Raw genomic sequence first — 13,485 nt, forward strand, 5'->3', positions numbered from 1 at the left:
AGTGCCTTTTTTGCATTTTGCTGGCAAAACGGGCAATTTTGCCGTTAAAAACGCTCTATTTGCCGTCAAAACGCGCACTTTTTTTCAAAACGCCAGGGTTTTTAAATCTGGCAATTTTTTATTTTTTGAGCGCGTCTTTTATTGCGGCCAAAAGTTCTGAATATTCTGTAAAAGCCGGGATTTGAGGATAATCATTTTTGATTTTGTCTGTTGTGCGGAACAAAAATCCTGCCTTGCTTGCTTCAATCATTCCGAGATCGTTGTAGCTGTCGCCAAAAGCGATTGTTTCAAAACCGATTGACTGCAGGGCCTTTACCGTCGTGAGTTTTGATTTTTCGCAGCGCATCTTGTGCTTTACGATAAAACCGTCTTTGTCTGTTTCGAGGCTGTTGCAGAAAATAGTCGGCATTCCGAGTTTTTTTAGAATCGGACCGGCAAATTCTTCAAAAGTGTCGCTTAAAACCACAGTCTGGCAGATTGAGCGCAGTTCATCCAAAAATTCCTTTGCGCCAGGAAGCGGATCAATCTTTGCAATCGTATTCTGAATGTCCTTTAATGTAAGTTTGTGTTCCTTTAAAATTGCGATTCTCCAGTTCATCAGTTTGTCGTAATCAGGTTCATCGCGAGTTGTGCGTGAAAGTTCCGGAATTCCAGAAACTTTTGAAAACTCAATCCAGATTTCCGGAGCAATTACGCCTTCCATGTCCAGACAGGTAATGTACATTTTTTTCCTCCAGCAGAACGCCAAATCCGCCTGCTTTAAATTTTTGATGCAAGTTTAACATTTTTTTTTCTATGAGAGAATACGAATTTTTAATTTTTCGCAGCGCATCTTCGCACTAACCGGCTCTTACTGCAAGTCCTCCTCGCTCCGCTCGTCCGGTCTTTCCGTGACGATCCGGGCTAGGTTTTGCCTTAAAAAATTTAACTTCGCGCATTATTTTCTATAAAAATTGTCCAGAAAAATTGTAATTCATAAATAAAACGTTATAATGTTAGAAATAGGAAAAAAGTGATGTTTTTAAAAGATAAAAGAAGAGAGTATTTGATTGTTCCGTTTACGGTTATTGCATTTTTTGTTGACCTTCTTGGAAGAGTTTTTGCCGAAAAACTTATGCTTCCGCTTTGGTGCGACTCTGTCGGAACTTTTCTTATCGCGTATTTTGCAGGTCCTGTCTGTGGCGCCATAGTCGGGTTTACGAACAATATAATTTACGGCATTTTTGTTGACCATCAGTCGGTTTACTGCGTTACTGGCGCATTTATCGGTTTTTTAGCCGGACATTTTGCAAAAAAGAAGGTTTTTGAAAGCCAGTTTTTAACTATGACGATTGGAATGGGGCTTGCCGTAATTTCGACGGTTATTTCCGTAATCGTCAGCATAACAATGTATGGTGGTGATATCGGCAATATTTGGGCAGCTCAAGTAATGCGTTTCTTTATGGACGCAGGTTTTCCCAAATATGTTTCCTTTGCGACCGGGCAGTTTTATATTGAATTTTTGGACAAATTGTTTTGTGTGGAAATAATTTATCTTTTAATAAAACTCGTAAGATTTTACAGAAAAAAACGTGATGAAAATTTAGAGGAAAAAAAATCCTTCAAAAATACAGCTCCGTTTTTGACTTTTATTTTTGCGCTTTTCTTTGTTTTTCAGCCTAAGCCGGTTTTTAGTCAAAATTTTATCGATGAATACGACTCTTATGTTCAGACTGTTTTTTCAAATTCTGAGGGACTTTTGTCTGGCGAAGCAAACGACATAGAACAGACAAATGACGGAAAACTCTGGATTGGAACTTATGCCGGCCTGTTTAAGTATGACGGTTCAAAATTTAAGCTTATGAGCGATATTCATTCTGTAAAAAGCGTAAATTGTCTTTTTGTAGACGAAGAAGGAAGACTTTGGACTGGAACAAATGACGGCGGAATTACAATTTTTATAAATGAACACGTGATGAATGTGATTGACGAAGAAACCGGTCTTCTTTCAAATTCTGTAAAGGACATTGTCTGCGATACCGAAGGAAATTATTACATTGGAACAACGGAAGGAATTTCTCTCGTGTCTTTGAGCGGCGGAGTAAAAATTACAAAAAACTATGAACAGATTAAAAACGTGTCAAAAATGTCCGCCGACAAATTTGGAAATGTCGTTGCTGTTACCGAACGCGGAGAGCTTTTTTGCTTTAAAAACGGAGAAATTTGCCGTTCATTTTTAAAAGGCGAGGAAAAGATTTCTTTTCAGACTGTGGATTTTTCGGAAGACGGAAGGCTTTTTCTTGCAAGCCCGGACAATTCGATTTTTATTTACAGCCTGACACCTTCCGGCCCAAAATTAGTCCGCAAATTTAAAATTCCAGGAATCGAAGGCATAAATTCATTCTATTTTGCAGAAAATAATGGCGTTTTTGTTTGTTCTGACACGGGAATTGCCTTTTTTGATGAAAGTTTTAGAGCCAAAAAACTTTACACGAACAATTTTTCGAATTCAATCGACGCAATGCTTATCGATTATCAGGGAAATCTCTGGTTCAGTTCTTCAAGGCTTGGACTTCTCGAAATGTGCAAATCCACTTTTATCGAACTTTTTTCAGAAATTGAAGAAACGGCTGTTGTAAATTCTACAGAAAAATGGCAGGGACTGCTTTTTTGCGGCACTGACGAGGGACTTATAATTCTTGACGAAGAAAACGAAAAAATACGCGAAAATAAAATAAGTTCATTGCTTAATAAAATAAGAATTCGCTGTTTGAAGGTGGATTCTATGGATAATCTGTGGATTGCAACGACTGGAAGCGGCATTTATAAGGTGAGGGTGGATTCTTCTGGCGAATATGAGATAAAGAGTTTTTCACAAAAAAACGGACTTCCTGGAAACCGTTTTAGAAATATCTGTGAACTTAAGGACGGAAGAATTGCTGTTGCCGGAGATTATGGAGTTGCCTTTTTGAGAGGAGATTCTGTTGAAAAAGTTTTTACTGCGCAGGACGGTTTTGCCAACGAAAAATCTCTCTGCCTTCTTGAATACAAAAATGGCTGCTATGTAGGCTCAGACGGCGGTGGAATTTCAAAAATCGAAAATGACAAGATTGTTAAAAATATTGGAAAAAAAGACGGACTTTCTTCAAACGTAATTTTGCGAATGGTTTACGATTCTTTTTCTGACGGTGTATTTATTGTTACAAGCAACGGAATTTGCTATACGTCCGCAAAAGGAGAAGTCAAAAAACTCGATAATTTTCCGTATTCAAACAATTACGACATGATTTGCGATCCTGACGGAACATGCTGGATTTTGGGAAGCGCAGGAATATTTGTGGCACAGTCAAAAGATTTGATTGAAAATTTAAAAACCGAGTATCTGCTCATAAATGCAAAGCATGGTTTTCGTTCGCAGCTGATTGCAAATTCATGGCCTTGTCTCGAAAACGACAATCTTTATCTTTGCTGCGACAGCGGAGTTGTAAAGGTTAATATGTCAAAATACGACATGGCCTCAAAATCTTACCGCATGATTTTGAATTCTGTGGAAGTTGACGGAATAAAGCATAGAATTAACCGTTCTGACGTTTTTAAGCTTTCGCCTCAAACTCAAAAACTTGTACTTGAGCCGGAAATATTGAATTATTCCCTGAACGATCCTTATGTAAGATATTCTCTTGACGGAAATGATTTAAAACCTACAGAGTGTTTGCTCAGCGAACTTGGAAAAATTTCTTATTCAAACTTAAAGCCAAAAACTTACGTGTTTAAAATTTCGATTCTCGACGGATTGAACGGAAACGTAATCGAAAGTGCAAATTACACGATTGAAAAAGAAACAGAAATGTATCAGAAAAACTGGTTTAAGCTCTATGTTATCTTGACAGGCTGTCTTGTTCTTGTCTGGCTTACATGGTTTGTTACTAGAGTTCGTGCCCAGAAGACTTTGCTTAAACAAAAATACGAACTCGAATATGCAAAGAAGCAGATTAAAATGGTGAACGAAACCATTCTTTCTATTGCTCAAACCGTAGATGCCAGGGATCCAAACACGAATCAACATTCTCGCAGAGTGTCGGAGTATTCGGTTTATATTGCAAAAAAACTTGGATACTCAAAGGAAAAATGTGGGACTCTGCGGCAGATGGCGCTTTTGCACGACATTGGAAAAATCGCAATTCCAGATGCTATCTTAAAGAAGCCGGAAAAACTTACGGACGAAGAATACAAAATCATGAAATCTCATGTTACTCGTGGTGCGGAAATCTTAAAATATCTTACGACTGTTGACAATGTAAGCGTTGGCGCCCTTTATCATCACGAAAAATACGACGGAAGCGGCTATTGCCACGGCTTAAAAGGTGAAGAAATTCCTCTTGACGCAAGAATTATCGGCATTGCAGACGCATTTGACGCAATGACGGCGAATCGTATTTATCGCAAACAGCTGGATCTTGATTTTGTAATAAAAGAGCTTAAGAGGAACAGCGGAACTCAGTTTGATCCGAAACTTGTGGACATCTTGCTTTCTCTGATTGCTGACGGAACAATAGATGTGGAAAAACTTTACGAAAAAACAAAAAACAATCCGGCAGAAAACATTTAATGAGGAAAACTATGAATGTAAAAATGAAAAAAAAATATATTTTGTGCGCAATTACTTCTGTTGCAATGTGCCTGCTTTCTTTTGGAATTCATATTTTGACACGTTCCGAAGATAGAAGCCTGAAAGTTGGTTTTATTTTTGTAGGCGATGAAATAACTCCTTATACAGAAAATTTTATAAAGGCACAAAATCACGTTGTTTCGGTTTTTGGCGACAAAATTGAGTGCGTTACTAAGTACAATGTTACGGAAGACCAGATTGAACTTCCTCTTGAAGAGCTCGTAAACGAAAAGTGTGATTATATAATTGCCGCGAGTTACGGTTACGGTCCGGTTGTAAAAGATATGGCATCCCTTCATCCAGAAATTGAATTTTGCGTGCCGACTGGCGACAATGCAAATGATGAACCGGTTCTTTCAAATTATCATAACTGTTATGGAACGATTTATCAGGGACGCTATATTTGCGGCGTGATTGCCGGAGAAAAACTGAAGAAAATGATTGAATCGAAAGTTATAAGCGCAGAAGAGGCAAAAGTCGGTTATGTTGCGGCTTTTCCATTTGCAGAGGTTATTTCCGGTTATACGGCTTTTTACCTTGGAGTTCAGTCGGTTGTTCCAGAAGCGACAATGCTCGTAAAATATACGGACACCTGGTCAAATTATTCTCTGGAAAAGCAGGTTGCCGTAGAATTGATTGATGAAGGCTGTGTTGTAATTTCTCAACATTCTGACACAAAAGGCCCTGCCGTTGCCTGTGAAAATTCAAAGAGAGCACTTCCTGTCTATCATGTCGGATACAGCCAGAGTATGACAGATATTGCTCCGACACGTTCGTTGGTCAGCTGTTCTGTTGATTATTCTTATTATTTTGAGCAGTCGATAAATGCTCTTTTGCATGGTAAAAAAATTGAAGATTGCATTGACGGAAAAGTTTACGGTCAGGACGCAATGGCAGGAATCGAAAAGGGGTGGGTCCGCATTCTGGACATAAACTATGCAATTTTGCCGGAAAATATTGATTCGACCGTAAAATCTGTTAGCAGCAAAATTGAAAAAAATGATATTGCAATTTTTTCTGGAAATTTTACAGGAACTGCTCCGTTTGACAGTTCCAATAAAATTGACTTAAGGACACCTTTTTTCGAAAATGAAAAATCTTCATCACCGGCTTTTTGTTATGTCCTCGATGATGTAATCAAGATTTTGCCTTAATTTAGCAATCCCACCATTGAGCGGCTGTTTGATCTGCCAGCTGGAGCAAGATGACGAGAGGATTTTGCAGAAAATTTGAATAGTTAAAGCTTTCGTTCGGGCTTAAATCGGAAAATCCCATGTGGCGGCTTATTGCTTCGAGAACCGGACGTTTGTGAATGTATTCTGGAAGGCATTCAAGAAGCATGAGAGCGGACTCGTTTCCGTGGCCGAGGTTCCGGTTTTCGCTTTTTACCTTAAAATATGGCTCGTAAACCCAGTTGCCCTGATAGTTTTTTGTTTTTTTGTGTTCGACTGAATAAAATCCAGCCTTGCAAAAATCGTGGGAAAGAGCGGCAATAAAAATATCCGCCGCTGAAAAATCATAAGATTCTGCGCGCTTTGTCTGGATAAAATTTGAAAAAATCATTGGCGCAAAAACAAGGCTCTGGTAAATCACCGTAAGGGAATGAGCAGCAAGTCCTCCGGCAACGTTTGCATGGTATTTTGCGCTTGCAGGACTTGTAAAAAATTCATGTTTTTCCATCCACTCTGTAAGACAGTCTGTTTTTTCTTTTGGAAGCAGGGCTGCCGCCATTTCGAGAATTGTATCTTTAACTTTTTGACTGTCAAAAGTTCCGTCTTTTAAAATAGGCCCGTTTTTTGTAAAAATCTGCGTAATATTTTGTGTCTGGGTTTGTAATTCAATTAAATCGTTTTCATTCATAAAAGGATTATAGAATTAAAACCGTGGTCTGAAAAGAAGGTGTTTTTTAATACATCGGTTCGTTTTGTTATGCGAGGCACAAAATGTTTTTTAGAAACGTAAAATTTTAAGGAGGCATGATAAAAATTACATCCCTGTAATTTTTATCATTACAGTTTGTTCAAGCGTTGCTTTCGCAAACTGTGATTTTTGCCATCCGTGGCTCACCGCTAACGCGGAGTTTTTTAAGGAACGCAAGATAAAGAAAATATTTATATTGAATAAATATGCAGAACTCTGTATGATAATTGCATATTTATTCGTGATATTGGAGCTTTTTATGGAGAAATTTACTTTTGTTGAAGGCGGAGTTGCCGCTGCCGAAGGTTTTAAAGCCAGCGGAGTTTTAAATAAAATCAAGGAAAGCCGCACGACTTACGACACTGCCCTTATTTTTAGCGACTGTGTGTGCAATGCTGCCGGCGTTTTTACACAAAACCGCGTAAAGGCTGAATGTGTTAAATTTACAAAAAAACAGATTGCCGACGGAAAAGCTCAGGCAGTAATTATGAATTCTGTAAACGCAAATGCCTGCACTGGAGAGCAGGGCTATAAAAATGCAGAAAAAGAGGCTCTTGCTGTTGCGGAAAAACTTTGCGTTCAAAAAGAAAATGTTCTTGTCTGTTCAACTGGCGTAATCGGTCAGCAGTTGCCTGTTCAAAAAATATTGGACGGCCTCGACAAAAGCGTTTCGCTTTTGAGCAAAACAGGAAATGTCGAAGCCCGTCAGGCTATTATGACGACAGACACAAAATACAAGGAAGTTGCGCTAAAAGTTAAAATCGGCGGAAAAACTGTTACTATGGGAACAATGGCAAAAGGTTCGGGAATGATTCACATCAACCTCGGAACAATGCTTTCTGTTGTTACGACCGACTGTTCAATCAGTGCGGCTATGCTCGAAAAAGCACTCAAACTTTCTGTTGCAGGAACTTACAACTGCGTTTCGATTGACGGTGACACTTCTACAAACGACACCCTTTTAATTCTTGCAAACGGAAAAGCCGGCAATGCGGAAATTACGGAAGAAGGAGAAGACTTTGACATCTTCCTTGACGCCTTGAACACTTTGAATACTCAAATGGCAAAAAAAATTGCTGCCGACGGCGAAGGAGCCTCAAGGCTTGTAACCTGCAATGTGACTGGAGCCGACACTGTCGAAAATGCGCGCGGACTTGCAAAAGCCGTAATCTGCTCAAACCTCGTAAAGGCCGCTTTTTTTGGTGCGGACGCAAACTGGGGTCGTATTCTTGATGCAATGGGCTATTCTGGATTCAATTTTACTCCAGAAAAGACAAGCGTTTCTTTTTTGAGCAGAAAAGATTCAAAAAGATATTTTGAAGACGGAAAGCAAAATGGCGGCGAAGAAAGTTCAATAAAAGTTTTTGACCATGGAGTTCCTCTTGATTTTGATGAGGAGCTGGCAAAAAAAATCTTGACCGAAGAAGCCGTGGAAATTCTTGTTGAGCTTGAAGACGGAAATGCCTGCGGAACAGCCTGGGGCTGCGATTTGACTTACGATTATGTAAAAATCAACGGAGATTATCGCACTTAAGTTCCGCTTTTTTTGAAAAAAAATAAAAAAACTAAAAACGAGAAATTTCTGGAGATAAAAAAAATGGATGAAGAGAATTTTATAGAAAATCCGCGGCTTGACAACGCCCACTGGAGCGATGTTCTTGTTCAGGCTTTGCCATATTTTAAACATTGGGTTGGAAAAACTGTCGTTGTAAAATATGGCGGAAATGCCATGCTCAACGAAGAATTAAAAACCGCCGTAATGAAGGACATTGTAATTCTAAATACAATCGGAATTAAGGTCGTTCTTGTTCATGGTGGCGGTCCTGAAATTAACCATATGCTTGAGCGCGTCGGAAAAGAATCAAAGTTTATTAACGGCTTGCGCTATACGGATTCAGAAACCATGGAAATCGTTCAGATGGTTTTGACCGGAAAATTGAATAAAGACATCTGTGGAATCCTGCTGCAGGAAGGCGGAAAAGCTGTCGGACTTTCCGGCGTTGACTCTGGACTTTTGCGCGCAAAAAAAATTGACAAAAACGGCGTTGACCTTGGATTTGTCGGCGAAGTGACAGAAGTTCACCCTCAAATAATACAGTCGCTTTTGGACGAAGGTTTTATTCCTGTTGTTTCCACAGTTGCGCTCGGCGAAACCGGAGACATGAACCGCTACAACATAAATGCCGACACAGCCGCCGCAAAAATTGCAGTTGCCCTTAAGGCGGAAAAATTTGTCCAGCTGACAAATGTTCCAGGCGTCTTAAAAGACATAGACGATCCTCATTCGCTTATTCCACGCATTCATATTGAAGATGTTCAGGGATTTATCGACGACGGAACAATTGCCGGAGGAATGATTCCGAAAATTGAATGTTGTATGCTCGCCCGTCGTGGCGGAGTTCCGAGAACTCATATTATTGACGGCCGTGTTCCTCATTCTCTTTTAATCGAAATGTTCAGTGACCGCGGTATCGGCACAATGATTTACTAAAAAGGAAAATTTTATGGGAAGCAAAATTGTTGTAAATAATTATGGTTCGTTCGACGTAACAATGGCGTACGGAAAAGGTTCAACCTGTTACGATGTAAACGGAAAAAAATACATTGATTTTTTGGCGGGAATTGCAGTCAACTGTCTTGGACACGATTTTAAACCGCTCGTAGACGCAGTTTCAAAACAGGCAGAAAAGCAGATTCACGTTTGCAATTACTTTACAAGCGATACAGGCGTAGAATTTGCAGAAAAACTCTTAAAAGCTACGGATTTTGAAGGTGTTTATTTTGGAAATTCTGGTGGCGAAGCAAACGAGGCGGCTTTTAAACTTGCAAGAAAATATGGATTTTTGAACGGAGGCGAAAAAAGACGTGTAATTTACACTCTCGAGTCTTCGTTCCACGGACGCACGCTTGCAACTTTGACCGCGACTGGCCAGGAAAAATTCCATCCTCCGTATTTTGCGCCTTATGTTCAAGGTTTTAAAACTATAAAGCCGAACGACTGGGAAGCAATCAAAACTTCCTTTGACGACACAACTGCCGCGCTTATGATTGAATGTGTTCAGGGAGAAGGCGGAGTAAATCTGATTGACCCGAAATGGGCACAAGCCGCCGCACAAGCCGCTCGAAAGGCCGGAGCAATCGTAATGGCGGACGAAGTTCAAACAGGTTTTGGAAGAACTGGCAGTCTTCTTGCAAGCGATGAGCTCGGTTTTGAGCCGGAAGTTGTAAGTTTTGCAAAAGGCGTTGCCGGCGGACTTCCAATGGGCGGAATTTTGTTCCGCGGAAAAGCAAACGGCGTTTTTAAGGCTGGCGATCATCAGTCAACATTTGCCGGAAATCCTCTCGCCTGTGCGGCAGGTCTTGTCGTGCTGAATGAGCTTCAAAAGCCGGGATTTTTGGAGGGCGTAAAGGAAAAAGGCGAATATATCCGCAGCCAGATAAAAAGCTGGAAAAACAAAAATGTTGGCGAAGTCCGCGGAAAAGGCCTTATGATTGGAGCGGACATTGTCGAAGGATTGAGCGCTGTCGAGGTTGAAAAAAAACTTCTCGAAAACGGACTTTTGACATCGACCGCTGGAAAAAACACCTTAAGGCTCGTTCCTCCGCTAAATATTTCGCAGTCAGAAATCGACGAAGGTCTTGAGATTTTAAGGAAAACCCTCGAAACTTTTTAGTTTTTTATAAATTTGGAGCGCAATTTACGCTCTAACCCGTCGCTCCACGGTTCCGCTTGCGCTGCATTCCAAAAAAGAAATGCGGTTTTGACCGCCTCTCTTTTTTGGAACGCTGTCGCGCCGTTCCGGCCGGGGCTACAGATTTTTTGTCTGGTGGTTTATAATTCTCCGTTTTTTCTGTATAATTTAAGACAGTGTTAAAATTGGAGAAAATATGAACATCTGCAAAATAAAAATTCTTGCCGAAAAAGGCGTAAAACTTCCTTCTTATCAGACATCTGGCTCTGCTGGAGCAGACATCTGCGCTTTTATTCCTGACGGCTCAAAGATCGTAATCAAACCTATGCAGCGCTTTATGGTTCCAACTGGAATTAAAATGGCGATTCCGGAAGGTTTTGAAGTTCAAATTCGGCCTCGTTCAGGACTTGCCGCTAAAAACGGAATTACCTGTCTTAATACTCCAGGAACTATCGACAGCGACTATCGTGGCGAAGTAAAAGTAATTTTAATCAACCTTGGAAGCGAGGATTTTGTAATTTCTGACGGCGACAGAATTGCACAGATGGTTGTTGCTCCGGTTACTCAGGGCGTTTTTGAAAACGCTGAGTTTTTGGACGAAACAGAACGCGGAAGCGGTGGCTTTGGTCATACCGGAAAATAAATTCTTTAATGAAACTCGATAAAATCGAAGCCTTTATAACCCGAACCGTGGATTTTTTTCGGAAAGGCTGGATTCAGTTTAAAAATAAAATTTCCTCAAAATTCAACGGCTCAAAAGCAAAAAAAGGCGTTCTGCATATTGAATCTCTTGGCTATTATTATTGGCGGATTGTTTCAAAAAGCAGGCTCAGCAGAAAAATCCGCTGGTTTTATAAAAATAAATTCAAGCCGTTTTGGACGAATTTTAATCTTCTGAATTCGATTTTTCACCGTGCCGCAATTTTTATGCGTTTTTTGCATTGCTATAAAACGGCAAATTTTCTTGACGAGGCAATGCAGGAAAAATCCGGCATAAACCGTCATGTTTTTTATCGCTATCTTTTAAAAGAGCTTTTTCTGTATTTTTTTGTCGCCTTTCTGTTCTTCTTTTTTATATTTTTTGTAAACCAGATTTTGCTCGTAATTCAAAAAATTCTTGAAAAAAAAGTGCCGCTTTGGGACGTTATGCGCCTTATGACTTACGCTCTTCCTTCGATAATTGCCCAGTCTGCGCCTTTTGCAACCCTCGTTGGTTTTTTAATGTGCCTTGGAAGGCTTGTTTCCGAAAATGAAATTCTTATTTTCCGTGCTTCCGGCCAAAGCTACAGAACGATTTTAATGCCGGTAATTATTCTTGGAGCGGTAATTTCGCTTGGTTCCTTTTTTGTAAACGACTATCTTTTACCGCTTGGAACAATCAAATACAACAGGCTGTATCGTTCGATTTTGTCTTCAAATCCGTCTGTTGAGCTTGAGCCTAATTCAATAAAAAAAACGGTCGACAAAACTCTTGTAATCGGGAACGTCGTAAATGATCAGGTAAGCGATTTGATTTTTTTTGACACGGGAGCAGACGGACAGCAACGCATAATTGTTGCGGACGATTCTCTTGTAAAAAAGGCAAAAGATTCCGGAGTTCTTATGACGCTGGAAATGAACAATGCGACGGTTCTTCTTTTTGACAAGGAAAAACGTGGAAATTTTGACGTGCTTTCCTCACAAAAAATGAATTTAAATGTTTTCGAATCATCAATTTCTGCGACTTCAAACAGGGTGAGCCCTCGCGAAATGACATCTTACGACTTGCATAAAAAAATAAAGCAGATGGAAGAATCGGAAGATTTTTCTAAAAAAAAGTTGAATTCCTACAAGCTTGAATACAATAAAAAATTTTCGCTGCCATTTGGCTCGATTTTCTTTGCTTTTTTGGCGCTTCCGCTCGCGCTTCTTTTTGGAAAACACAACGGCCAGACAATCGGACTTATAGTCGGAATCGTAATCTGCGTTTTGTACTGGACAATGATGATTTTAGGACAGATTTTTGGCAACCGTGGCGGTTTAAATGGTTTTGTAGTAATGTGGGCACCGAATCTTGCAATAACGATTGCGGGCGGATTCTTCTATATAAAGTTGATTGGCAAATAGAATTTAAACAGGATTTAAAAATGACGCTTGTAAAATATATTTTAAAAAAATTTGTGCCTCTTTTTGTCGGCTCTCTTTGTTTTTTTGCCTTTGTTTTGGTTCTTGTAGATCTTTTTATGAATCTTTGGAATTTTATTTCAAACGGAGTTCCTGCAAAGACTGTTTTTCAGATAATGCTTTTGTATTTTCCTAAGTCGCTTTGGTATTCGGCGCCGCTTTCGATTCTTTTTGCAGTTTCTTACACTTTGTCGGATTTTTATGCGAATAATGAACTTGTCGCGGTTTTTGCCTCCGGAGTTCCGCTCATAAAATTTACAGCTCCGCTTTTGGTTTTTGCATTTATCTTAAGTTTTGGACTTTTTTATTTTGAAGATAAAGTCGTTGTTCCAACCTTTGCAAAAAAGGTTGAGCTTCAGGAAATTGTCTTAAACCGCGAAAAAAGCCTCAATAACGACAAAATCGTCGTCATGTCCGGTCAGGGAAATGTCATTTATAAGGCGGATTTTTATGACAACTCGGCAATGCGCCTTTATGCGCTTTACATTGTAATCAGAAACGAAGACAAATCTTTAAACTGCGTTGTCCGTGCAGATTCCGCGCTTTGGATGGATGATCACTGGAAACTCAACGGTTCCACAAAATACACTCTTTCTGACGGAAATTTGGTTTCTTCGGAGGTTGATTCGGCTACTCTTGAACTGCTCACCGAAATTCCAGAAACTTTTAGAAACAACACGACTTCCGTCGAAACCGTAGACACCCGCGAGTCAAGGGAATATATTGCCCACTTAAAAAGAGTAGGGCTTCCTTATAACGAGCCTTTGAGCGTCTATTATAAAAAATATGCTTTTCCATTCATTCTTTTTATTGTAGTATTTTTGTCGATTGGTTTGAGCGGAAAAACAAGAAAAAATGTAATGCTCATAAGTCTTGCCAGCTGTATTTCTGCGGCGGTAATCTACTACGTTTTTCAGATGGTTACAATGCTTATGGCAAAATTTGGAGTTCTTTCTCCGTTCCTTGGAGCCTGGCTGCCGGTTTTTCTGTTTGTCGTTGTAAGTCTGGTTCTTCTAAAATATGCCAGAACGTAGACAAAAAGTTGATTTTTTAAGGATAAAA

Annotated in this window: 10 protein-coding genes; 8 read left to right on the top strand and 2 right to left on the bottom strand. The window is 39.8% G+C overall.

The genetic code is table 11. The annotated features are described in order from the left end of the window. Window positions 1–118: 118 nt before the first annotated feature. A complete protein-coding gene (thrH, locus tag B5D47_RS06970) occupies window positions 119–724 on the bottom strand; it encodes a bifunctional phosphoserine phosphatase/homoserine phosphotransferase ThrH (RefSeq protein WP_078931120.1) in 606 nt (201 codons plus the stop codon). Window positions 725–1,015: 291 nt separating this feature from the next. Here thrH and B5D47_RS06975 point away from each other — a divergent pair, with 291 nt between their 5' ends. Next, window positions 1,016–4,588 carry an HD domain-containing phosphohydrolase gene (locus B5D47_RS06975; RefSeq protein ID WP_078931121.1) on the top strand — a complete coding sequence of 1,191 codons (3,573 nt, stop codon included), beginning with the start codon at window positions 1,016–1,018 and terminating at the stop codon, window positions 4,586–4,588. Between the two features lie 11 nt (window positions 4,589–4,599). Continuing rightward, the gene (locus B5D47_RS06980; protein WP_159443506.1) at window positions 4,600–5,802 is read left to right on the top strand and encodes a BMP family ABC transporter substrate-binding protein; all 1,203 of its coding nucleotides are present in this window, start codon (window positions 4,600–4,602) and stop codon (window positions 5,800–5,802) included. 1 nt (window position 5,803) lies between these two features. Here the strand turns inward: B5D47_RS06980 and B5D47_RS06985 are convergent, their stop codons facing one another. Next, the gene (locus B5D47_RS06985; protein ID WP_078931123.1) at window positions 5,804–6,508 is read right to left on the bottom strand and encodes a hypothetical protein; all 705 of its coding nucleotides are present in this window, start codon (window positions 6,506–6,508) and stop codon (window positions 5,804–5,806) included. A 319-nt stretch (window positions 6,509–6,827) separates the two neighbouring features. Here B5D47_RS06985 and argJ point away from each other — a divergent pair, with 319 nt between their 5' ends. The 6 genes from argJ (at window position 6,828) to B5D47_RS07015 (ending at window position 13,457) form a co-directional block, all read left to right on the top strand. Further along, complete coding sequence (argJ, locus tag B5D47_RS06990) at window positions 6,828–8,102, top strand: bifunctional glutamate N-acetyltransferase/amino-acid acetyltransferase ArgJ (RefSeq protein WP_078931124.1); 1,275 nt, start codon at window positions 6,828–6,830, stop codon at window positions 8,100–8,102. Between the two features lie 63 nt (window positions 8,103–8,165). After that, a complete protein-coding gene (gene argB / locus B5D47_RS06995) occupies window positions 8,166–9,059 on the top strand; it encodes an acetylglutamate kinase (RefSeq protein ID WP_078931152.1) in 894 nt (297 codons plus the stop codon). 13 nt (window positions 9,060–9,072) lie between these two features. Further along, window positions 9,073–10,242 (top strand): acetylornithine/succinylornithine family transaminase, encoded by a 1,170-nt coding sequence (locus B5D47_RS07000; protein WP_078931125.1) that lies wholly within the window; start codon window positions 9,073–9,075, stop codon window positions 10,240–10,242. A gap of 214 nt (window positions 10,243–10,456) precedes the next feature. Further along, on the top strand, window positions 10,457–10,903 hold the full coding sequence (gene dut / locus B5D47_RS07005) for a dUTP diphosphatase (protein ID WP_078931126.1): 447 nt from the start codon (window positions 10,457–10,459) through the stop codon (window positions 10,901–10,903). 8 nt (window positions 10,904–10,911) lie between these two features. After that, window positions 10,912–12,366 carry an LptF/LptG family permease gene (locus tag B5D47_RS07010; protein ID WP_078931127.1) on the top strand — a complete coding sequence of 485 codons (1,455 nt, stop codon included), beginning with the start codon at window positions 10,912–10,914 and terminating at the stop codon, window positions 12,364–12,366. Window positions 12,367–12,386: 20 nt separating this feature from the next. Continuing rightward, window positions 12,387–13,457 (top strand): LptF/LptG family permease, encoded by a 1,071-nt coding sequence (locus B5D47_RS07015; protein ID WP_078931128.1) that lies wholly within the window; start codon window positions 12,387–12,389, stop codon window positions 13,455–13,457. Window positions 13,458–13,485: the final 28 nt, after the last annotated feature.

This window comes from Treponema berlinense (assembly GCF_900167025.1).
Lineage (GTDB): Bacteria > Spirochaetota > Spirochaetia > Treponematales > Treponemataceae > Treponema_D > Treponema_D berlinense.